The organism is Micromonospora sp. DT233 (genome assembly GCF_049841815.1).
GTDB lineage: Bacteria > Actinomycetota > Actinomycetes > Mycobacteriales > Micromonosporaceae > Micromonospora.
On sequence record NZ_JBNCLB010000003.1, the window covers coordinates 21,674 to 42,964 of the forward strand.

Annotated in this window: 15 protein-coding genes and 1 pseudogene; 12 read left to right on the forward strand and 4 right to left on the reverse strand. The window is 71.3% G+C overall.

Going from position 1 to position 21,291, the window contains the following annotated elements; translation table 11 throughout:
• The 3 genes from ACLQ2V_RS08095 to ACLQ2V_RS08105 are packed head-to-tail and all read left to right on the forward strand — an operon-like array spanning position 1 to position 3,271.
• Positions 1–1,257, forward strand: coding sequence for an MFS transporter (locus ACLQ2V_RS08095; protein WP_425717771.1), 1,257 nt, complete (start codon positions 1–3; stop codon positions 1,255–1,257).
• Positions 1,254–2,021: an aspartate/glutamate racemase family protein gene (locus ACLQ2V_RS08100; protein WP_425717772.1), complete on the forward strand. Its 768-nt coding sequence runs from the start codon at positions 1,254–1,256 to the stop codon at positions 2,019–2,021. The genes ACLQ2V_RS08095 and ACLQ2V_RS08100 overlap by 4 nt, the downstream gene beginning before the upstream one ends.
• Positions 2,000–3,271, forward strand: a complete 1,272-nt coding sequence (locus tag ACLQ2V_RS08105) for an ATP-grasp domain-containing protein (protein WP_425717773.1) — start codon at positions 2,000–2,002, stop codon at positions 3,269–3,271. Before ACLQ2V_RS08100 ends, ACLQ2V_RS08105 begins: the two co-directional genes overlap by 22 nt.
• A gap of 34 nt (positions 3,272–3,305) precedes the next feature.
• On the opposite strand, the gene ACLQ2V_RS08110 is transcribed toward ACLQ2V_RS08105, so the two are convergent.
• A complete protein-coding gene (locus tag ACLQ2V_RS08110) occupies positions 3,306–3,986 on the reverse strand; it encodes an FMN-dependent NADH-azoreductase (RefSeq protein ID WP_425718307.1) in 681 nt (226 codons plus the stop codon).
• 54 nt (positions 3,987–4,040) lie between these two features.
• Here ACLQ2V_RS08110 and ACLQ2V_RS08115 point away from each other — a divergent pair, with 54 nt between their 5' ends.
• Entirely contained in the window at positions 4,041–4,565 is a 525-nt protein-coding gene (locus ACLQ2V_RS08115) for a MarR family winged helix-turn-helix transcriptional regulator (RefSeq protein WP_425718308.1), read from the forward strand.
• Between the two features lie 297 nt (positions 4,566–4,862).
• Here ACLQ2V_RS08115 and ACLQ2V_RS08120 read toward each other — a convergent pair.
• Positions 4,863–5,087 (reverse strand): annotated as a pseudogene (locus ACLQ2V_RS08120) (MarR family transcriptional regulator); the annotation flags it as partial.
• Between ACLQ2V_RS08120 and ACLQ2V_RS08125 the strand changes: the two are divergent.
• Complete coding sequence (locus tag ACLQ2V_RS08125) at positions 5,074–6,114, forward strand: MsnO8 family LLM class oxidoreductase (RefSeq protein ID WP_425717774.1); 1,041 nt, start codon at positions 5,074–5,076, stop codon at positions 6,112–6,114. The pseudogene ACLQ2V_RS08120 and the gene ACLQ2V_RS08125 sit on opposite strands and share 14 nt — an antisense overlap.
• Positions 6,115–6,221: 107 nt before the next feature.
• On the opposite strand, the gene ACLQ2V_RS08130 is transcribed toward ACLQ2V_RS08125, so the two are convergent.
• Positions 6,222–7,049 carry a DUF72 domain-containing protein gene (locus ACLQ2V_RS08130; RefSeq protein ID WP_425718309.1) on the reverse strand — a complete coding sequence of 276 codons (828 nt, stop codon included), beginning with the start codon at positions 7,047–7,049 and terminating at the stop codon, positions 6,222–6,224.
• 488 nt (positions 7,050–7,537) lie between these two features.
• Here ACLQ2V_RS08130 and ACLQ2V_RS08135 point away from each other — a divergent pair, with 488 nt between their 5' ends.
• The 7 genes from ACLQ2V_RS08135 to mmsB all read left to right on the forward strand — a co-directional run bounded on the left by ACLQ2V_RS08135 (position 7,538) and on the right by mmsB (position 18,886).
• Positions 7,538–8,914 carry an endo-1,4-beta-xylanase gene (locus tag ACLQ2V_RS08135; protein ID WP_425717775.1) on the forward strand — a complete coding sequence of 459 codons (1,377 nt, stop codon included), beginning with the start codon at positions 7,538–7,540 and terminating at the stop codon, positions 8,912–8,914.
• 85 nt (positions 8,915–8,999) lie between these two features.
• Complete coding sequence (locus ACLQ2V_RS08140) at positions 9,000–10,304, forward strand: extracellular catalytic domain type 1 short-chain-length polyhydroxyalkanoate depolymerase (RefSeq protein WP_425717776.1); 1,305 nt, start codon at positions 9,000–9,002, stop codon at positions 10,302–10,304.
• 51 nt (positions 10,305–10,355) lie between these two features.
• Complete coding sequence (locus ACLQ2V_RS08145) at positions 10,356–12,761, forward strand: ricin-type beta-trefoil lectin domain protein (protein WP_425717777.1); 2,406 nt, start codon at positions 10,356–10,358, stop codon at positions 12,759–12,761.
• Between the two features lie 351 nt (positions 12,762–13,112).
• Complete coding sequence (locus tag ACLQ2V_RS08150) at positions 13,113–14,621, forward strand: glycoside hydrolase family 27 protein (RefSeq protein ID WP_425718310.1); 1,509 nt, start codon at positions 13,113–13,115, stop codon at positions 14,619–14,621.
• Positions 14,622–14,869: 248 nt separating this feature from the next.
• Positions 14,870–16,012 carry a multiple monosaccharide ABC transporter substrate-binding protein gene (chvE, locus tag ACLQ2V_RS08155; protein WP_425717778.1) on the forward strand — a complete coding sequence of 381 codons (1,143 nt, stop codon included), beginning with the start codon at positions 14,870–14,872 and terminating at the stop codon, positions 16,010–16,012.
• Between the two features lie 85 nt (positions 16,013–16,097).
• Positions 16,098–17,636 carry a multiple monosaccharide ABC transporter ATP-binding protein gene (mmsA, locus tag ACLQ2V_RS08160; RefSeq protein WP_425717779.1) on the forward strand — a complete coding sequence of 513 codons (1,539 nt, stop codon included), beginning with the start codon at positions 16,098–16,100 and terminating at the stop codon, positions 17,634–17,636.
• Complete coding sequence (gene mmsB / locus ACLQ2V_RS08165; RefSeq protein ID WP_425717780.1) at positions 17,633–18,886, forward strand: multiple monosaccharide ABC transporter permease; 1,254 nt, start codon at positions 17,633–17,635, stop codon at positions 18,884–18,886. Before mmsA ends, mmsB begins: the two co-directional genes overlap by 4 nt.
• Before the next feature lie 64 nt (positions 18,887–18,950).
• On the opposite strand, the gene ACLQ2V_RS08170 is transcribed toward mmsB, so the two are convergent.
• A complete protein-coding gene (locus ACLQ2V_RS08170) occupies positions 18,951–21,278 on the reverse strand; it encodes a beta-L-arabinofuranosidase domain-containing protein (RefSeq protein WP_425717781.1) in 2,328 nt (775 codons plus the stop codon).
• Positions 21,279–21,291: the final 13 nt, after the last annotated feature.

Below are 21,291 nucleotides of genomic sequence, written 5' to 3' on the forward strand. Positions count from 1 at the left end.
ATGGTCGCCGAGGCGACGCTCTGGTCGAGGCTGCGCGACGTCATCCTGCTCGATCGGCGGGAGACCCGGCTCTTCCTCGCCAGCGTCACCGCCGACTCGTTCGGGACCGGCATCTTCACCGCCACCTCGGTGCTCTTCTTCACCCAGGTGCGTGGCTTCGAGGTCTCCAGGGTGGGGCTGGCGATCTCGCTGGGCAGCCTCTGCGCCTTCCTGCTGGGGCCGGGCATCGGGACGCTCGCCGACCGCTGGGACACCAAGCGTTGCCTGATGGTGCTCTTCCTGGTCCGGGCCGTCGGGTACGCGCTGTACCTGCAGGCCGAGCGGTACTGGGTGTTCGTGGCGCTGGCGTGCCTGGTGACCACCGCCGACCGGGCCAGCCCGGCGTTGAACCAGGCGCTGATCGGCCGGGTCTTCAGCAGCACGGACCGGGCCACCATCCTGGGCACGATCTTCTCGGCCCGCAACGGGGCCATCGTCCTCGGGTCGCTGGCCGCCACGGTGCCGGTCATCACCGGTTCGCCGGCGCTCTACATGGTCGGCATCGGCATCAACGCGGTGTCGTTCATCGTCAGCGCCGCCCTGGTCGCCCGGATCCAGGTGCCGCCGATCGAGCGGGTCCCCCGACCCGCCGGGTCCGCTCCTGCGCGCGGTCCCGCGCCGCTGCGCGACGGCCGCTACCTGATGATCACCGTGGTGAGCGGCGTCGCGTTGACCCACAACACGGTGCTCTCGCTGGTGCTGCCGCTGTGGATCACCCAGCAGACGCGGTCCCCCGCCTGGGGTCTGACGGCGTTGCTGGCGCTCAACGGCGTGCTGGCGATGGCGGCCCAGATCCCGGTCAACCGCCGCTTCGCCACCTTCGCCGCCGCGCTGCGCGCCTCCGCGCTGGGCGGCGCGGCGGTCGGCGTGGCCTGCGTGGCGTACGCCATCTCCGGCACGGTGTCGTACGGCTGGCTGGCGCTGGCGGTCCTGGCCGTCGCGATGCTGGCGCACACGGCCGGCGAGTGCCTCTTCACGGCCAGCACGCCGCTCTCCTTCGAGCTGGCGCCGAGGCAGTCGCTCGGCCGCTACCTGTCGTTCTACAACCTGGGCCGGGTCGGCCAGGACCTCATCGGGCCGGTCCTCGTGGTGGCCCCGCTGCTGCGCTACCGAACCCCGCTGTGGCTGCTCATCGGCGCGCTGGTGCTCGTCGCGGGCCTGATCCCCTGGCTGGTCCTGCGGCACCACGCCCTGACCCGGGAGCCCGCGCCGCTGTGACCGGTCCGCACCCGTTTCCCGCCGGGCGTCCGCTGGTCGGCGTCCTCGGTGGCATGGGCCCGGCCGCGACCGCGGACTTCTTCGCGAAACTGGTCCGCGCCACCCCGGCGGTCACCGACCAGGACCACCTGCCGACGCTGGTCTGGTCGGATCCGAGCATCCCGGACCGCACCGAGGCGCTGTTGGCCCGGGGGCCGAGCCCGATCCCGCGGTTGCTGGCGGGCCTGCGGGTGCTCGACGGAGCGGGGGCGACGCTGATCGCCATGCCGTGCAACACGGCGCATGCCTTCCTGCCGCATCTGCGCCGGGCCGTCCGCCAGCCGATCGTGAGCATGGTCGACGCCACCGTACGCCGGCTGGTGACGGCCCGGCCGCAGGTCTCCTCGGTCGGGCTGCTGGCCACCACCGGCACCGTCACGGCGGGGATGTACCAGGCAGCCTTCCACTGGCGGGCGGTGCACTGCCTGGTGCCGTCCGAGCGGCACCAGCAGTCGACGATGCGGGCCATCCGCCTGGTCAAGGCCGGTGAGCTCGCTGCCGCGCGGCGCGCGGTGGACGCCCCGGTCCGGGCGCTGGCCGCCGCGGGCGCCGAGGTCGTGGTCGCGGCCTGCACGGAGCTGCCCCTGATCCTCGGCTCCCGCACGGGCGGCCGCGACGTCTTCGACGCCACCACGGCGCTCGCCGAGGAGGTCGTCGAGCTGGCCCGAACCCAGAACTGGAACCGTTCCGACAAGGAGTCTCCATGCGTAAGCGCGTCTGCCTGATCTCACCGAAGCCGCCCATGCTGGAGCGGGCGCGCCGGCTCGGTCTCGACGCGGTCGGTGTCTTCACCCCGCAGGAGATCCGCAAGCTGCCGGTCGACGCCGCGCAGGACGTGCTCAGCGTCGTGCTGCCCTACCACGACCAGCCCCGACTGCTGATCGAGACGCTGCGTGCCCTGCACGAGCGGGCGCCGTTCGCCGCGGTGGTCACCGTGCAGGAGGAGGGTGTCCTCGCCGCGGCCCGCCTCAACGACGCGCTCGGTCTGGGTGGGGTCAGCTTCGAGACGGTGGCGCTGCTCACGGACAAGTGGCGGATGCGTCGGCACCTGGCGGAGCGGGGGGCGGGTGCGGTGCAGGCGGCGATCGGTTCGACGCGCGAGGACATCGCGGCCTTCGGCGCGCGGGTCGGGTATCCGCTCATCGCCAAGCCGGTGGCGGGCTCGGCGAGTGTCGGTATCCAGCGCATCGCCGGGCCGTCGCAGGTCGAGACCGCGTACGCGACCCTGAAGAACCTGGGCATCGACCGGTTCCTGATCGAGGAGTACCTGGACGGCCCGGAGATCAGCGTCGACGCGCTCTCGTTCGGCGGCCGGCACGTGGTGGTCGCCATCGCGGCGAAGACCACCGGCACCAACCACGTCGAGTTCGGCCATGTCATCCCCGCCCCGCTCGACGGCGATCTGGAGGAGGCGGTCTGCGACGCGGTGGCGGAGTTCCTGGACGCGGTCGGGCTCCGCGACGGCCTCTCGCACACGGAGCTCAAGCTCACCCCGGCCGGCCCCCGGGTGATCGAGGGGCACAACCGCCGGGGCGGCGACCGGATCAACACGATGACCGAGGCGGTGTACGGCATCGACCTGGAGGAGAGCGGGCTCGGCTGGGCCGTCGGGGACCTCGCCGAGTTCCCCGAGCGCCCGAAGGCGGACGGTGCGGCGGCGGTCATCTTCTTCGAGGCGAAGCCCGGGCGCCTGGTGCGGGTGGAGAACGTCGACGAGGTCCGCAACCACCCGGCGGTACGCGAGTTCCACGTCAACTTCGCCGCCGGTGACGTCATCCCCGCCGTCCGCTGGTCGCTCGACCGGGCCGGGTACCTGGTGGTGACGGCCGGGACCAGCGAGGAGGCGCGCGGCCTGGCCGCCTCGCTGGCGGACCGGCTCACCTTCGTCACCGAACCCGCGGGCGACGGGGAGGACCTGGCCCAGCACCGTGACCTGGTCGCCGAGCTGGACCAGGCGGCCCGGGTCACGGGCTGAGCCAGCGCCACGGGTCGGGGCGCGACCCGGTGGCTCAGGCGGCGGCGCGCTCGGCGAGTGCCGCGCCGGCGGCCACCGCCGCCTCCTCGGCGCTCTTGCGCATGGTGGTGGCGAGCTCGGTGAACTCGTCGAGCGCGGGGTTCACGCCGACGAGGGTGAACTCCCGCTCGACCACCGTGAGGTCGGCGCCCCAGATGTCGACGAGGATCCGGCGTACGAAGTCGATGTTGTGGTCCCAGCCCTCGCGGGGCGTGCCGGGGCCGTAGGCGCCGCCACGGGTGGCGACCAGGACGGTCGGGGTCCCCTCGAGCAGGCGGGTGCCCTGCGGCGCGCCGGCGATGGCGAGGTCGATCCAGGTCTTCGCGTGCTGGGAGACGCCGAAGTTGTAGAGCGGCAGGGCGAGCAGGGCGCCGGTGGCCTGGCGCAACTCGGCGGCGAGCTGCTCGGCGGTGCCGAGCGCCTCGCGCTGGGCGGGGGTGCGGTCCCCCTCCGGGGTGTAGTTGGCGGCGATCGCGGTGGCCCAGTGGTGCGCGGGCAGCGGGTCCTGACCGAGGTGACGCCGTACGACCGGGACCTCGGGGCGGGCGGCGGTGAACGTGTCGAGGACGAGGTCGGCCAGGGCGCCGCTGGCGGAGCGGTCGCCCTGGATGCTGGCGTCGATGCGGAGCAGGGACATGCGGGTCTCCCGGACGGTGAGGGTTGCTTGAATGTTCAAGTGGAGACTACTCGCCCTGCTTGAATGTTCAAGTGGCGGGATAGGGTGACAACTGTGAGCGCCGACGCCGACGAGACCGCCACCCCGGACGACGTGCCGTGGCTGTCGCCCGAGCAGCAGCGTGACTGGCGGGCGCTGGTCGTCCTGCTGGCGACCCTGCCCCCGGCGATGGAGGCGCAGCTCAAGCGGAACGCGGGGGTCAATCTCTTCGAGTACCAGGTGCTCGCCACCCTCTCCGAGGCCCCCGGGCGCACCCTGGGGCTCAGTGAGCTGGCCGGGCTCTCCCAGGGGTCGCTGTCGCGGCTCTCCCACGCGATCACCCGACTCGAACGGTCCGGGTGGGTGCGGCGGCACAGTTGGGCCGACGGGGGCGGCCGGCGCGCGAAGGCGCTGCTCACCGACGCCGGTCTGGCGAAGCTCGAAGAGATCGCCCCGAGTCACGTCCGCGAGGCCCGTCGCCTCGTCGTCGACGTGCTCAGCCCGGAGCAGCTCGCCGCGCTCGGCGACGCGGCCCGCGCCATCAGCGCCACCGTGTTGGCGGGGGCCGCCGAGGAGTGCCGCCGAGCCGGCGACTGCTGACCGGTGCCGGCGACTGCTGACCGGTGCCGGCGGCGGCCGACCGGGGTCGGCGGGCGCCGGCGAGCCGCGGAAGCGGGCGCCCAACCCGCCGGAGACGGCCCGCCAGGCCGGGTACGGGTGGGCCGGGCGGACCGGCCCGGCGATCCGCGAGGCGGCCCGGTGGGCCGGCGCGGGTCGCGGCCTCAGGCGGGGCGGGCGGGCTCGGCCGCGAGCCGCGTGCACGCTCTCCAGGGCGGCTACGCCCTCGTCGGTGATGCTGATGAGGAAGGCGCGGGCGTCGGTCGGCAGCCCCGCCGTCTCGAGGCGCTTGAGGCGGGGGGTGACCGAGGAGATGTCGACCCCGTGGCAGGCCGCGATGTCGGAGACCCGCAGGGAACCGCGCGCGGCCAGGTGTTCCAGCAGCGACCAGGACGCCGGGGGCAGGTCGTAGCCGGCGGTAGAGTCGGCCCGCCCGCCTGAGGTCGACAACGGAACCAGGCCGTCCGCCGCAGCTCCGAGGAGTCCGTCCATGAAGCTCTCCATCGTCGATCTCGGGACCGTCGCGCCCGGCACCACGCAGATCGAGGCGTTGGCCGACTCGTTGGAGATCACCCGGCACGCCGAGGCGACCGGTTTCCACCGGGTGTGGTTCGCCGAGCACCACCTGAGCCGCTCGGGGGCCTCCCACCATCCCGAGCTGTTGATCGCGGCGGCCGCCATGCAGACCACCGGCATCCGGTTGGGCTCGGGCGCGGTCCTGATGAACCACTACAGCCCGTTCAAGGTCGCGGAGATGTTCAAGCAGCTCGAAGCGATGGCACCGGGCCGGATCGACCTGGGGATGGGGCGCGCGACGGCCGGCCCCGTGATCGACCTGGCGTTGCAGCGCGACCGGGCCAACCCCGCCCAGGCCGATCACCAGCAACAGGTGCTGGAGACGCTCGCCTGGCTGTACGAGGCGTTTCCCGACGGCCACCCCTTCGCCGGCAAGCGGCTGATGGACTCGGTCGCCGAGGTGCCGCAGACCTGGCTGCTCGGGTCGAGCCCCAGCGGGTCGAACCTCGCCGCCGGACTCGGCATCGGCTACACCTTCGCCGGATTCATCAATCCTCGCGCCGCCGCCCCCGCGTTGCGGCACTACCGCGAGACGTTCCGACCGCAGGGCTTCGGGCTGGAGTCGCCCCGGGCGATCCTCGCGGTCAACGTCACCGTCGGCGAGACCAGGGCCGACGGGGAGCACCTGGTGAATTCGGCCAAGGGCTTCTACGCCCGGCTCGGCCGCACCGGCGGCAACGCCCTGATCCCGTCGGCCGACGAGGGCGCACGCGAGCTGAGCCCGACGCAGCGCGACGAGCCGGTGACGATCGTGGACGGGCAGTGGCCGCGCTTCGTGGCCGGCGGTCCGGCCGACGTGCGCGCCACCCTGGAACGGATGGCGCAGGAGAGCGGCGCGGACGAGTTGATGATCCAGAACCTGATCGCCGACCCGGCGGACCGTCGGCGCTCCCACGAACTCCTGGCCGAGGCGTTCGGCCTCGCCCCGCGCCGCCCCGCGCCCGCGACCACCTGACGGCCGCGCCGACCGGCCGGGCACCGCGCCGGCCTGCCGGGCACCGCGCCCACCGGCCGGGCACCGGGTCGGCACCGAGCCGGGGTACGACCGGTCGGCGGCGGGGGTCAGAACAACGTCAGGGGCGCGGCGGGGATCGGGTCGGGCAGGGCCGCCAGTTCGGGCACCCGCGCCCGTACGTCGTCGTGGAAGCGGCGGGCGAGCACGGGCGCGTCGGCGTTGTCCGGGGTGTGCACGAAGACGGTCGGTGAGCGCCCCTCGCGCAGCCAGCCGGCGGCGGTGTCGACCCAGTGCTGCCAGCCCTGCGCGGTCTGCGCCGGGTCGTCGCGGCCGAGGTAGCGCACGATCGGCCGAGCGGTCAGCGCGTCCGAGCGCAGCGGCAGTCGGGGCTTCTTGCTCCACGCCTCCCGCTCCGCGTCGCTGGTCGGCAGACTGCGGAAGAACGCGGTGGTGTCGAACGGGATCCACTCGGCGTCGGCCGCGCGGAGTGCCTGTTCCAGCAGCGCCGCCGCGCGGGGCTGGGTGAAGAACGCGGGGTGCCGGACCTCCACGGCGTACCGGTGATCGCGGGGCAGCCGGCGCAGGAAGCCGGCGAGCGCGGCGACGTCGGTGGGGGCGAACGACGCCGGCAACTGGATCCACAGGGCGTGGGCGCGGGGGCCGAGCGGCTCGATCGCGTCGAGGAAGCCCCGCAGCGCCTCGTCGGCGTCGGCGAGGCGGCGTTCGTGGGTGATGAGCTTCGGCAGCTTGAGTACGAAGCGGAAGTTCGGCTCCGTCTGCCGCGCCCATGACGCCACGGTCGCCCTGGTCGGGGTCGCGTAGAAGGTGGTGTTCCCCTCGACGGCGTCGCACCAGCCGGCGTAGTGCCGCAGGCGCTCGTGGGCCGGGAGCGGGTGCGCCACCAGGCGGCCCTGCCAGGACTTGTGGGTCCACATCGCGCACCCCACGTGCAACCGCATCGTCGGCCCCTTCCGTGCTGGGGAGCCCGGCCCCGGCGGCCCGGCCCCGGATCCATCCTCCGGATCGGGCGGGCTCCCGGTGCGCCGGGCGGTGGCCAACGAATCGAAGCATGAGGATGTGTTACCACTTGACGAACGGCATGTTAGCGCTCACAGTCGATGGACGAGGGCGACGGCGCTACGGCTCACCGGGCGGGCTATGCCGGTCGCACCTCGGGTCGAGTCGTCCCCCCAGGGCATGCGGGACGCCGTTGCGGGACCACGTGGCAGGCCGGTGCGGCGCTCCGGCTCCCCGGGCGCGTCCCGCTCTCGACCGATCGGCCGGCGTCGACGGCGCGCGGGTGGCTCGCGCGACGTCCACCTCTCCAGACCGCGCGGCGATCACGCCGGACGGCTGCGACCGCGCCGAACGAGCGGATCCGGGCACCAACCCCACCACCGAAGCCCCACTGACAAGGATCGCGATGAGACCACGCACGAGAACACTTCAAGCGACACTGACCCTCGCCGTCGCCGGCGTGCTCGCCGCCGGCATGACGGTGGCGCTGGCCCCCGCCGCCAGCGCCGGGACGACCCTGCGGGCCTCGGCGGCCGAGAAGGGGCGCTACTTCGGCGCCGCGGTCGCCACGGGCAAGCTCTCCACCAGCGCGTACACCACCGTCCTGAACCGCGAGTTCAACTCGGTCACGGCCGAGAACGAGATGAAGTGGGACGCCACCGAGCCCTCCCAGGGCCGGTTCAGCTACACCGGCGGCGACCGGCTCGTCAGCCACGCGCAGGCCAACGGCATGGGCGTGCGCGGCCACGCCCTGCTGTGGCACCAGCAGCAGCCCAGCTGGGCGCAGGGCCTCTCCGGCAGCGCCCTGCGCAGCGCCGCGATCAACCACGTCACCCAGGTCGCCACCCACTACCGGGGCAAGGTCTACGCCTGGGACGTGGTGAACGAGGCGTTCGCCGACGGCGGCAGCGGTGGGCGGCGGGACTCGAACCTGCAGCGCACCGGCAACGACTGGATCGAGGCGGCGTTCCGGGCCGCGCGGGCCGCCGACCCGGGCGCGAAGCTCTGCTACAACGACTACAACACCGACGGGATCAACGCGAAGTCGACCGGCATCTACAACATGGTGCGTGACTTCAAGTCCCGTGGCGTGCCGATCGACTGCGTCGGCTTCCAGTCGCACCTGGGCACCACGCTGGCCGGTGACTACCAGGCCAACCTGCAACGCTTCGCCGACCTCGGCGTCGACGTGCAGATCACCGAGCTGGACGTGATGACCGGGTCCAACCAGGCCAACATCTACGGCGCGGTCACCCGCGCCTGCCTGGCCATCTCGCGCTGCACCAGCATCACCGTGTGGGGGGTGCGCGACTGCGACTCCTGGCGCGGGTCCGACAACGCCCTGCTCTTCGACTGCAACGGCAACAAGAAGGCCGCGTACACCTCGGTCCTGAACGCCCTCAACGCGGGCGGCACCAGCACGCCGCCGCCGACCTCGACGCCCCCGCCGCCGACCTCGACGCCGCCCCCGACCTCGCCCCCGCCGGGTACGGGTGGATGTTCGGCCTCGGTGTCGCTGAACACGTGGTCCGGTGGCTTCGTGGCGACGGTGAAGGTCACGGCGGGTGCCAACGGCACTCGGGGCTGGACCGTGAGCGTGGCCCTGCCGGGCGGCTCCGCCGTCACCAACGCGTGGTCCGCCACGGCCGCCGGTAGCACCGGCACGGTGGGGTTCACCAACGTCGACTACAACGGCCAGCTTGCCGCCGGTCAGGTCACCGAGTTCGGCTTCCAGGGCACCGGCGCGGCCCCCGGCGCCACGCCCACCTGCACGGCCAGCTGACAGCGCGCCGGTCCGGCCCGCACCGGGCCGGACCGGCACGCACCACCCCCGCCACCCGACCCTCGACTCGGACGGAGGAACGCCGATGAGATCGAAGATCGCGCTGCTGGCCGCCGCCGTGGCCGCCGCCGTGGCCGCCGCCCTGGCCACGACGGCGGCCGTGGTCACGGCCGCCACCCCGGCGTCGGCCGCGACGCTGACGCAGGTGACCAACTTCGGCGCCAACCCCACCAACCTGCAGATGCACCTGTACGTCCCGGACCGGGTGGCCGCCCGCCCGGCGCTGCTGCTGGCCCTGCACTACTGCACCGGCAGCGGCCCGGCGGTGCACACCGGCTTCGGCCTCAGCTCCCTCGCCGACCGCTACGGCTTCATCGTGATCTATCCGTCGGTGACCCGGAGCAGCAAGTGCTGGGACGTCTCCTCCCCGCAGGCCCTGCGGCGCGACGGCGGCAGCGATCCGGTCGGCCTCAAATCCATGGTCGACCACGTGCGCAGCCGCTACCCGGTCGACGCGGGCCGCATCAGCGTGGCCGGCTTCTCGTCCGGGGCCATGATGACCAACGTCATGCTCGGCCTCTATCCCGACCTGTTCAACGCCGGGGTGAGCTCCTCGGGCGTGCCGTTCGGCTGCTTCGCCACCACCAACGGCTCGGAGTGGAACAGCGAATGCTCCGGCGGGCGGCTCGTCAGGACCCCGCAGCAGTGGGGTGACCTGGTGCGCAACTCGTACCCCGGTTACACCGGCAGGCGCCCCCGGGTCCAGGTCTGGCACGGCACGACCGACACCACGTTGAGCTACGTCAACTTCGGCGAGCAGATCAAGCAGTGGACGAACGTGCACGGGCTGTCGCAGACCCCCAGCTACACCGACTATCCGCAGGCCAGCGCGACCCGTACCCGCTACGGCGGCACCGGCGGCACCGCGCCGGTCGAGGCGATCAGCTTCCAGGGGTACGGCCACTCGATCCCGTTCGACGCCGCCCAGGCCGTCCGCTTCCTCGGCCTCGACACCGCGGGCCCGACGACTCCGCCGCCGACCACGCCCGCGCCGACGACTCCGCCGCCGACCACGCCCGCGCCGACGACTCCCGCGCCGGGTGGGTGTGCGGCTTCGGTGTCGCTGAACTCGTGGTCCGGCGGGTTCGTGGCGACGGTGCAGGTGACGGCGGGTCCGGCCGGCACCCGTGGGTGGAGCGTGTCGGTGGCGCTGCCCGGTGGGTCGACCGTGACCGGTGTCTGGAGCGCCACGGCAGGCGGGAGCGCGGGCACGGTGCGGTTCACGAACGTGGACTACAACGGCCAGCTCTCCGCCGGTCAGGTCACCGAGTTCGGCTTCCAGGGCACCGGGGGCGGCCCCGGCGCGACCCCCACCTGCACCGCGAGCTGACCGCCCGCCGGCGGCTCGTACCCCTGCCGTGCTCCCGAAGGAGATCCGCTCATGTCACTCATCGGTTGGTTGCTCCGTCGTCCGTCGTCCGTCGCGCTCCTGGTCGTGGGCTGTGTGTTGGCCGCCGGTGGCGCGGTGGGCGGCCTCGCGTCGCCCGCCCGGGCGGCCACCTCCATCACGATCGACGGCGCGTCGGGCGGTCGGACGTTCGACGGCGTCGGCGCGGTCAGCGGCGGCGGCGGCAACAGCCGTCTGCTCATCGACTACCCCGAGCCCCAGCGCGGCCAGATCCTGGACTACCTGTTCAAGCCCAACTACGGCGCCTCGCTGCAGATCCTCAAGGTGGAGATCGGCGGCGACACCAACTCCACCAGCGGCGCCGAGCCCAGCCACGCCCATTTCCGCGGCGACCTCGACTGCAACCGGGGCTACGAGTGGTGGATCATGGAGCAGGCCAAGCTCCGCAACCCGAACATCAAGCTGGTCGGGCTGGCCTGGGGCGCACCGGGCTGGATCGGCAACGGCAACTTCATGTCCCAGGACTCGATCGACTACCACCTCACCTGGCTGGGCTGCGCCCGGCAGCACAACCTGACCATCGACTACCTCACCGCCGCGCAGAACGAGCGGCGGTACGACGCCAACTGGACCATCAACCTCCGCGCCGCGCTGAACGCCAACGGGTACGGCGGCGTGAAGCTGATCTTCGGTGACGACTATCCGGGCAGTTGGAACCCGGCCAACGTGGTCGTCAACAACGCGGCGCTGCGCAGCGCGATCGACGTGATCGGGGGCCACTACCCCTGCGGCTACCTGGCCGCCCAGTCCACCTGCACCGTGTCGGCCAACGCCACCGCCACCGGCGAGACGCTGTGGAACAGCGAGGGCGGCTCGCAGGACTACAACGACGGCGCCAAGCCGCTGGCGCGGGGCATCAACCGGGGCTACCTCGACGGGCGGATGACCGCGTACATCAACTGGAACCTGATCGGCGCGACCACGCCGAACATCCCCTGGGCGACGGTCGGTCTGATGCTGGCCAACCAGCCCTGGTCCGGCTGGTACGCGGTCGGCAAGAACGCCTGGACCGTCGCGCACACCACCCAGTTCACCGCGCCGGGCTGGAAGTACCTGGACTCCTCCGGCGGCTATCTCGGCGGCGTGCGCGGCAACGGCAGCTACGTGTCGCTGAAGTCGCCCAACAACTCCGACTACACCACGGTCGTCGAGACCATGGACGCCACCGCCGCGCAGACGCTGGACCTGCGCGTCACCGGCGGGCTCTCCACCGGGGCCGTGCGGGTGTGGTCTACCAACCTGAACTCCAGCAACCCCGCCGACCACTTCGTCCGGGGCGCCGACATCACCCCGTCGGGCGGTGCCTACTCGCTGACCGTGCAGCCGGGCCGCCTCTACACGATCACCACCACGACCGGTGGCGGCAAGGGCACCGCGACCAGCCCCGCCCAGGGGCAGTTGGGCCTGCCCTACGGCGACGACTTCGACAGCTACCCGGCCGGCAAACTGGCCAGGTACCTCCAGGACAACCAGGGCGCGTTCGAGACGGCGGCGTGCGGCGGCGGGCGGTCCGGCGGGTGCCTGCGCCAGTCCTCCCCGATGGCGCCGATCACCTGGAAGACCCTGGCCGATCCCAGCACGTACGGCGGGAACCTGAACTGGACCAACTACACCGTCTCCGCCGACGTGCTGCTGGAGAAGGCCGGCTACGTCCAGTTGGAGGGCCGGGTCGGCAGCCAGACCCTCGATCCGGTCAGCGCCCAGAACGCCTACTTCCTGCGGGTCACCGACGGCGGCACCTGGTCGATCCTGCGCAACAGCACCAGCAACCAGCTCACCACCCTGCGCAGCGGCACCGTCGCGGCGCTGGGCACCAACCGCTGGCACCGCCTCGCCCTGGGCTTCTCCGGCAGCACCATCACCGCCGCCGTCGACGGGGTCACCGTGGGCACCGCCACCGACTCGGCGTACGGCGCGGGCCTGGTCGGCTTCGGCACCAGCCAGGGCCAGACCGCGCAGTTCGACAACCTCTCCGTGGTCGCGGGGGCGGGCGGGACGCCGGTCGCGCTGCGCAACGTCGACGCCGGGCGCTGCCTGGACGTGCCGTCGCAGTCGCAGACGAACGGCACCCAGCTCGTGCTCTGGGACTGCAACGGCGGGCCCAACCAGCAGTGGACGACGGCCGGCCAGCAACTCCAGGTGTACGGCACGAAGTGCCTGGACGCCGAGCGCGCGGGGACCACCGCCGGCACCCGGGTGATCATCTGGGACTGCACCGGCGGGGCCAACCAGCAGTGGAACGTCAACGCCGACGGCACGATCACCGGCGCGCAGTCCAGGCTCTGCCTCGCCCCGAACGCTGCGGGGGCCACCAACGGCACCCCACTGGTCCTCGCGGCCTGCACCGGGGCCAACAGCCAGAAGTGGACGCGTAGCTGACGCCGGGCCGCCGCCGGCCGCGTGAGCGTGCGCACGGGGCGCTCAGCGGCCGGCAGGCGACGCGGCGACACTTCGAAGAATGACCCTGTTGAATGCGTCGAAACATTATCGTAATATGAGCACGGTCAATGTGAACGTTCACAAAATACCGGCGGGGCGAGCTCAGCGTCCCGCTCCATTCCGCCTCCGCCCTCCGGACGGCGTGACTGACGGGAGACTCTGGTGAAGCGATTCGTGCGAGCCCGGCGATGGGGGCGGGCCCTGGCGGCCGGGCTGCTCCTGGCCGGCGTCCTGACCGGGGTGCAGGCCCCGGCGCAGGCCCTCGACAACGGGGCGGCCCGCACGCCCCCGATGGGGTGGAACTCCTGGAACTCCTTCGGCTGCAACATCAGCGAGGCGCTGATCCGCCAGATGGCCGACTCGATCGTCAGCAGCGGGATGCGTGACCTGGGCTACCAGTACGTCGTCGTCGACGACTGCTGGTTCAACCCCAACCGCGACTCCGCCGGCAACCTGCAGGGCGACCCGACGCGCTTCCCCAGCGGGATGAAGGCGCTCGGCGACTACCTGCACGCCCGGGGGCTGAAGTTCGGCATCTACCAGGTGCCGCTGGACAAGACCTGCGCGCAGTACTTCGGCTCGTACCCCGGCGCCACCGGCAGCGGGGGCCACGAGGTGCAGGACGCCCGGCAGTTCGCCGCCTGGGGTGTCGACTTCCTCAAGTACGACTGGTGCTCGCCGACCGGATCGATCAACGACCAGGTCGCCACGTTCGCCAAGATGCGCGACGCGCTGGCCGCGACCGGGCGGCCGATCGTCTACAGCATCAACCCCAACAGCATCCACGCCAAGACCGGCCCCCAGCGCAACTGGGGCGACGTGGCCAACATGTGGCGCACCACCGAGGACATCACCAACGCCTGGAACACCGGCCAGACCAACGGTTACCCGATGGGCATCCAGAACATCATCGACGTGACCGTCCCGCTCGCCCCGTACGCCAAGCCCGGGGCCTTCGCCGACCCGGACATGATGGAGGTCGGCCGGGGCGGCATGACGGACACGGAGATGCGCAGCCACTTCGCGATGTGGGCGGTGATGGCCTCGCCGCTGATCGCCGGAAACGACATCCGCTCCATGAACTCGGCCACCCAGACCATCCTCAAGAACGCCAACCTGATCGCCATCAACCAGGACCCGCTGGGGTTGCAGGGCGCCCAGGTCTCGTTCGACGGCACCCGCCGGGTGCTGGCCAAGCGGCTGGCCAACGGTGACGTGGCCGTCGCCCTGTTCAACCAGGGCGGCTCGACCACGACGATCTCCACCACCGCCGCCGCCGTCGGCAAGTCCGGCTCCTCCTTCACCCTGGTGGACGCCTGGACCAACGCGACCACCACCAGCAGCGGGACGATCAGCGCCAGCGTGCCGTCGCACGGCACGGTGGTGTACCGGGTCAGCGGCGGCGGGACGGTTCCGCCGCCGACGGCGAGCGCGTTGGCCAGCGTCTCCTCGGGCCGCTGCCTGGACGTCCCGCAGAGCAACACCACCAACGGCACCCAGCCGGTGATCTGGGACTGCAACGGGGCCGCCAACCAGCTCTGGACGGCGAACGGCCAGACCCTGCAGTCGCTCGGCAAGTGCCTGGACGCCCCGCTCAACGCCACCGCCGGCGCCAAGGTCCAGCTCTGGGACTGCAACGGCGGGGCCAACCAGCGGTGGACCCGCAACGCCAACGGCACGATCAGCGGCGCGCAGTCCGGCCTCTGCCTGGACGTCTACGACAACGGCACCGCCAACAACACGGCCGTGATCCTCTGGACCTGCACCGGGGCGGCCAACCAGCGCTGGACCCAGCGCTGACCGGGCGCCGCGACCGCCGGTGTGGATTGCGAACTGCGGTGCGGTCCACACCGGCGGGAGCGGCGACGGCGGTGCCGGGAGGCGGGCGGGGCGAGCTGGCCGTACGGTTCGTGGGACCCTCGTTACGAGAACGTGACATCTGCATTTCCGGCGGAGGTGTTGACGAGGGGTGATGTGAGCGCTAACACTCACCTCCAAAGGTGACAGGTGGTCCCCGGCGTTCGGCGGGTTCCGGAGAGGAGAAACCTGTGCGCAGGAAGTTCCTGGTCGCTCTCGGTAGTGCGGCACTGGCGCTCAGTCTGGCCGCTTGCAGCGGCGAGGGCGCCGGCAGTGGTGGCGACACGAGCGGGGAGAAACCCGGTGAGCTGACCATCGGCGTCGCGATGCCGACCCAGACCTCCGAGCGGTGGATCGCCGACGGCAAGGCGGTGAAGGAGAAGCTGGAGGCCAAGGGCTACAAGGTCGACCTTCAGTTTGCCAATGACGAGATCCCCACCCAGTCCCAGCAGGTCGACCAGATGATCACCCAGGGCGCCGACGTCCTGATCATCGCGGCGATCGACGGCACCGCCCTGAGCGGTCAGCTCCAGGCCGCCGCCGACGCGAAGATCCCGGTGATCTCCTACGACCGGCTGATCCGGGGCAGCAAGAACGTCGACTTCTACGTCAGCTTCGACAACTACAAGGTCGGCGTCGCCCAGGGGACCGCGCTGCTGGTCGGCCTCGGCCTGCTCAACAAGGACGGCTCCAAGGGCAGCGCCACCGGCCCGTTCAACGTGGAGCTCTTCGCCGGCTCGCTCGACGACAACAACACGCAGTACTTCTTCGGCGGGGCGATGGACACCCTGAAGCCGTTCATCGACAACGGCTCGCTGAAGGTGAAGTCCGGCCAGACCCGCATCGAGCAGGCGGCGACCCTGCGCTGGCAGCAGGAGACCGCGCAGAAGCGGATGGAGGACCTGCTCACCTCCAGCTACGCCGACGGCACCCAGATCCACGGCGTGCTGTCGCCGTACGACGGGATCTCCCGGGGCATCATCACCGCCCTGCAGAACGTCGGCTACGGCAAGGGCAAGAAGAAGCTGCCGGCGGTGACCGGCCAGGACGCCGAGATCGCCTCGATCAAGCTGATCAACGACGGGGTGCAGAACTCCACGGTCTTCAAGGACCTGCGGCTGCTGGCCGACCAGGCGGTCATCGCGGCCGAGGCGTACCTCAAGGACCAGCAGCCGCAGGCCAACGACACCAAGACGTACAACAACGGGGTCAAGGTCGTCCCGGCGTACCTGCTGCCGATCCACGCCGTCTACAAGGACAACATCAAGCCGGTGCTGATCGACTCCGGCTTCTGGACGGCCGAGGAGGTCGCCGCCGGCCAGGCCAAGAAGTGACTCGTACGGTGGGCGCGGCGACGACCGTCGCCGCGCCCACCGTGTCGCTTGCCCGTCACCGGACCCGACGATCAGGACGCTGACCATGGACGACACCATCCTCGAGATGCGCCGCATCACGAAGACCTTCCCCGGGGTCACCGCACTTCAGGACGTCTCCCTCGCGGTGCGCCGGGGGGAGATCCACGCCATCTGCGGCGAGAACGGCGCCGGCAAGTCCACCCTGATGAAGGTGCTCTCCGGCGTGCACCCGACCGGCTCCTACGACGGCGAGATCGTCTTCGACGGCCGGCCGGTGCACTTCCGGGGCATCCGCGACAGCGAGGCCCAGGGCATCGTGATCATCCACCAGGAGCTCGCCCTGGTGCCGCACCTGTCGATCGCCGAGAACATCTTCCTCGGCAACGAGCGCCGGGGCCGCAGCGGCCTCATCGACTGGAACCGGGCCAACGCCGACGCCGCCGAGCTGCTGGCCTCGGTGGGCCTGCCCGAGAACCCGGTCACCCCGGTCCTGCAACTCGGCGTCGGCAAGCAGCAGCTCGTCGAGATCGCCAAGGCGCTCTCCAAGAAGGTGCGCCTGCTCATCCTAGACGAGCCGACCGCCGCCCTCAACGACGTCGACTCGGCGCACCTGCTGGACCTGCTGCGCCGGCTGCGGGACCGGGGCATCACCTGCATCCTGATCTCGCACAAGCTCAACGAGATCACCGCGATCGCCGACTCGACCACCGTGATCCGGGACGGGCGCACGGTGGAGACCCTCGACATGGCCTCGGGGGCCGTCACCCAGGAGCGGATCATCCGGGGGATGGTCGGCCGGGACCTGGAGAGCTTCTACCCCGACCGGGTCTCGTCGCCGGGGGAGGAGGTGCTGCGGATCGAGGACTGGAGCGTGCGGCACCCCACCCAGGACCGGCTGGTCGTCGATCGCGTCAGCCTGGACGTCCGCGCCGGCGAGGTGGTGGGCATCGCCGGGCTGATGGGCGCCGGGCGTACCGAGCTGGCGATGAGCGTCTTCGGTCGGTCGTACGGCCGGGACGTGCGCGGCCGGCTCTTCGTGCGGGGCCGGCAGGTCCGGGCGGACAGCGTGGCCCAGGCGATCGAGCACGGCATCGCCTACGTCACCGAGGACCGCAAGCGCTACGGCCTCAACCTGATCGACGACGTGCGGCGCAACGTCTCGGCCGCCGCACTGGGCCGGCTCGCCCGCCTCGGCTGGGTCAACGGCAACGAGGAGATCAAGGTCGCCGAGCAGAGCCGGCGCGAGATGAACATCAAGACGCCCAGCGTGATGGCGGTCGTCGGCAAGCTCTCCGGCGGCAACCAGCAGAAGGTCGTGCTCTCCAAGTGGCTCTTCACCGGCCCGGACGTGCTGATCCTGGACGAGCCGACCCGAGGCATCGACGTCGGGGCGAAGTTCGAGATCTACACGATCGTCAACCGGCTCGTCGCCGCGGGCAAGGCGGTCATCCTGATCTCCTCCGAGCTGCCGGAGCTGCTGGGCATGTGCGACCGCATCTACACCCTCTCCGCCGGCCGGATCACCGGCGAGGTGCCGGTGGCCGAGGCGACCCAGGAGAACCTGATGGACCTGATGACGAAGGACAAGGAGCGCGTGGGATGACCAGCGTCGAGACCCCGCCGACCCCCGCCCCGCAGCCCGCCGGGCAGAAGTCCCCGGGCGTCGCCCTGCACACCGGCACCAGCGACCTGCGCGCGCTGGTGCTCAACAACCTGCGGCAGAGCGGCATCTACGTCGCCCTGGTCGTCATCGTCGCGCTCTTCGCCGTGCTGACCGACGGGGTGTCGCTGAGCCCCGGCAACATCACCAACATCGTGTTGCAGTACTCCTACATCCTGGTGCTGGCCATCGGCATGGTCATCGTGATCATCGGCGGGCACATCGACCTCTCGGTGGGCTCGGTGGTCGCGCTCACCGGGGCGGTCTCCGCCGTGCTGGTGATCCGGGAGGGCTACCCGTGGTGGATCGGGATCCTGGCCGCGCTGGCGGTCGGGGTGGCGGTCGGCGCCTGGCACGGCTTCTGGGTCGCGTACGCCGGAATTCCCGCCTTCATCGTGACCCTGGCGGGCATGTTGCTCTTCCGCGGCCTCACGCTGCGGGTGCTGGACAACGTCTCGCTGTCGCCGTTCCCGGCCGACTACCAGCAGGTCGCCGCCGGCTTCCTCAACGGGCTGCTCGGCGGTCAGGGCTTCGACGCGTTCACCCTGCTCATCGGGGCCGTCGCGGTGGCCGGGTACGCGGTCAGCGGCTTCCGGACCCGGGTGGCCCGGGTCCGGTACCAGCAGCCGGTGGAGTCGTTCCCGCTCTTCGTCGCCCGGGTGGCGGTGGTCGCGGCGGTCATCATGTACTTCGCCTGGCAGTTGGCCCACGCCCGAGGGCTGCCCATCGTGCTGATCGTGCTGGCCGTCCTCGTCCTGGTCTACGGGCTGCTCACCCGGCGCACCGTCTTCGGTCGGCAGGTCTACGCCATCGGCGGCAACCTGGCGGCGGCGAAGCTGTCCGGGGTGAAGGTGCGGACGGTCAACTTCTGGATGTTCGTCAACATGGGCTTCCTGGCGGGGGTGGCCGGCGTCATCTACTCCTCGCGCTCCAACGGCGCGCAGCCCGCGGCGGGGAACATGTTCGAGCTGGACGCGATCGCCGCGGCCTTCATCGGCGGCGCGGCCGTCACCGGCGGGGTGGGCACCGTGGTCGGTGCCATGGTCGGCGGCCTGATCATGGCGGTGATGAGCAACGGCATGCAGCTCATGGGCGTCGACCAGTCGAGCCAGTCGGTGGTCAAGGGGCTGGTGCTGCTGGTCGCCGTGGCCTTCGACGTCTACAACAAGCGCCGGGCCGGCACGGCCCGCTGAGCACGACCCCACCATCGGGTACGACGCGGCGGCCGGGCCCTTCGGGGCCCGGCCGCCGCCGCGCCTACTGGTTGGCCACGAGTCGCCAGCGGTTGTCCGCGCTGCCGTTGTCGGAGTCCTGCACGGCCTGCGCGCCCCAGGCGGTCGAGCCGTCGAGGATGCCGAGCAGCTTCCCGCTGTTGACATTGCGGATCTTGTAGGTGCCGTCGCCCTGGGCCAGGAGGGTCCACCGGTGGTCCGCGGTGCCGTTGTCGGCCCACTGCAACACGATGGCGTTGTCGGCGGTGGACATGTTCTGCACGCCGAGGACCTTGCCGCTGTTGACGTTGCGGAACCGGACCGCGTTCCCGTCGGTCACGACGACCCAGTTGTGGTCGGCGGTGCCGCTGTCGCCCCACTGCACGGCCAGCCCGCCGTCGGCGGTCGACATGTCCTTGACGCCGAGGACCAGACCGGTGCCGACGTTGACGAGTCGGTGGCTGCCGCCGCCGGTGCCGCCACTGGTGTTCCAGTAGACCGTGTAGTTGAAGCCCTGGGCGTCGTGGAACGGCCCGAGGTTGACCGTTGAGCCGTTCGCGGTAGCCGTGAACGCCAGCGAGCTGGTGCTGGTCCGGGTGATCGAGGAGACGTTGAGCGCCGGCAGGGCACTGAGCGCGGTGTTGCCGTAGTTGCCGCACAACACCGCGGGGCCGTACGTGACCGCGCCGACGTTCGGGTTGTCGTTCGCGGCCTGCACGACGACCCGCATCGGCAGACGTACGGTGATGGTGTCGCCCGCCGCCCAGGTGCGGGTGACCGTGGCGTAGCTGCCCGGCGTGGTGGCCACGCTCTGCGTCGCGCCGTTGACGGCGATCGTCGCGCCGCTGGTCCAGGCCGGGATCCGCACCCGGATGCTCCACGACCCGCTCATCGTGCCGGCGAGGGTGAGCGTGCTGGTGTCGCTGGCCGGGTAGCTGGTGGTCTGCGTGACGGTGATCCCGCGCTGCGACCAGGTCAGCACCGACGGCACGTACAGGTTCACGGTCAGTGTCGTGTCGTTGTAGAAGTAGATGGAGTCCATCAGCTTCGTGTTCGTCTCGATGCCGGTTCCCTGGCAGCACCAGAACGAGTTGTAGTCGGTGCTCCAGGTGCCGCCGCCCCAGGCCGGGCCGACCCCCCGGCGGCCGCCCGGCTTGAGGGGGGTGAAGTAGGTGATGTGACCGTGGCTGTCGGCCGGGTTCTGCGCGCCGACGAGGTGGTTGAGCAGGGCGCGCTCGTAGTAGTCGAAGTACGCCGCCCGGTTCGGGTCGGTCAGCCACAGCTCCCGGGTCAGCTTGAGCATGTTGTAGGTGTTGCAGTGCTCGCAGGTGTCGTTGCTGAGGTAGCCGGCGATCGCGTTGGGCGGCCGGAAGTGCTCGGCCTGGCTGTTGCCGCCGATGACGTACGTGTGCGCCCCGACGATCATGTTCCACGAGTTGCTGGCGATGTCGCGGTAGCGGGTGGCGCCGGTCTGCTTGTACTCCCTCGCCGCGCCCACCAGCTTGGGCAGCATGGTGTTGGCGTGCTTGCCGTTGAGCGTGTCGGAGTTGGCGGCCAGCGGGTCGAAGACGGCGGCGTGGTCGAAGCGCTGGGCGACGGTGAGCCAGCGCTGGTCGCCGGTGTACTGGTAGAGCTGGGTAAGCACCTCGTTCATGCCGCCGAACTCGGTGTTCAGGACCGTCTGCATCTGGCTGTAGTTCAGCCGCCCGGTGCGCCACTCGACCCAGCCGGCGAAGCGCAGCAGGACGTCGCGGGCCTGGGTGTTGCCGATGTAGCGCCAGACGTCGAGCAGCCCAGCCAGGGTCTTGTGGATGCAGTAGTACGACACGGCGACGGGCGTGCCCGCCTCGACCGCGGTGATGTCGGACTCGGGGAAGCCGGAGAGGTAGCCGGTGTTGAACCCGGCGGCGCCATTGTTCGCCTGACACTTGGCCAGCTCCGCGACCATGTAGTTGGCCTTGTCCCGGCAGGTGGTGTCGCCGAGTACGGCGTAGGCGTGGGCCCAGGCGGTGAGGAAGTGCCCCTGCATGTGGGTGCGGAAGGGGAAGTTCGGGGCATCCCAGCCGCCGTTCGTCGCGGCCCCGTTGGTGGAGAGCCGGTGGTTGGCCCGGAAGTTGTAGAGCATCCGGTCCACGTCGACGAAGCGCAGGTAGTTCAACGTGCGGTTCTGGTTGTCCTGTAGCCGGCCGGCGGTCAGCCGTACCTGACCGAGGTCGAACGGGTACGCCGAGACGCCGATGTCCGCCCGGGCCGGGGGGATGACCGCCGCGCTGGCCGGGCCCTGGTCGAAGACGGTGGCGCCGGTCGCGGAGACGACTGCGGTCGCGCCGGTGGCCTGGAGTAGTCGGCGTCGGCTGATGGGCAGGGATGACATGGAAACCTCCGGG

What these genes read in the sequence shown, in the direction of transcription:
- ACLQ2V_RS08135 (WP_425717775.1), top strand. Translation starts at nt 7,538, where the DNA reads ATGAGACCACGCACGAGAACACTTCAAGCGACACTGACCCTCGCCGTC.
- ACLQ2V_RS08105 (WP_425717773.1), top strand. Translation starts at nt 2,000, where the DNA reads ATGCGTAAGCGCGTCTGCCTGATCTCACCGAAGCCGCCCATGCTGGAG.
- ACLQ2V_RS08170 (WP_425717781.1), bottom strand. Translation starts at nt 21,278, where the DNA reads ATGTCATCCCTGCCCATCAGCCGACGCCGACTACTCCAGGCCACCGGC.
- ACLQ2V_RS08150 (WP_425718310.1), top strand. Translation starts at nt 13,113, where the DNA reads ATGGGGTGGAACTCCTGGAACTCCTTCGGCTGCAACATCAGCGAGGCG.
- mmsB (WP_425717780.1), top strand. Translation starts at nt 17,633, where the DNA reads ATGACCAGCGTCGAGACCCCGCCGACCCCCGCCCCGCAGCCCGCCGGG.
- ACLQ2V_RS08145 (WP_425717777.1), top strand. Translation starts at nt 10,356, where the DNA reads ATGTCACTCATCGGTTGGTTGCTCCGTCGTCCGTCGTCCGTCGCGCTC.
- ACLQ2V_RS08140 (WP_425717776.1), top strand. Translation starts at nt 9,000, where the DNA reads ATGAGATCGAAGATCGCGCTGCTGGCCGCCGCCGTGGCCGCCGCCGTG.
- ACLQ2V_RS08095 (WP_425717771.1), top strand. Translation starts at nt 1, where the DNA reads ATGGTCGCCGAGGCGACGCTCTGGTCGAGGCTGCGCGACGTCATCCTG.
- ACLQ2V_RS08125 (WP_425717774.1), top strand. Translation starts at nt 5,074, where the DNA reads ATGAAGCTCTCCATCGTCGATCTCGGGACCGTCGCGCCCGGCACCACG.
- ACLQ2V_RS08130 (WP_425718309.1), bottom strand. Translation starts at nt 7,049, where the DNA reads ATGTGGACCCACAAGTCCTGGCAGGGCCGCCTGGTGGCGCACCCGCTC.
- mmsA (WP_425717779.1), top strand. Translation starts at nt 16,098, where the DNA reads ATGGACGACACCATCCTCGAGATGCGCCGCATCACGAAGACCTTCCCC.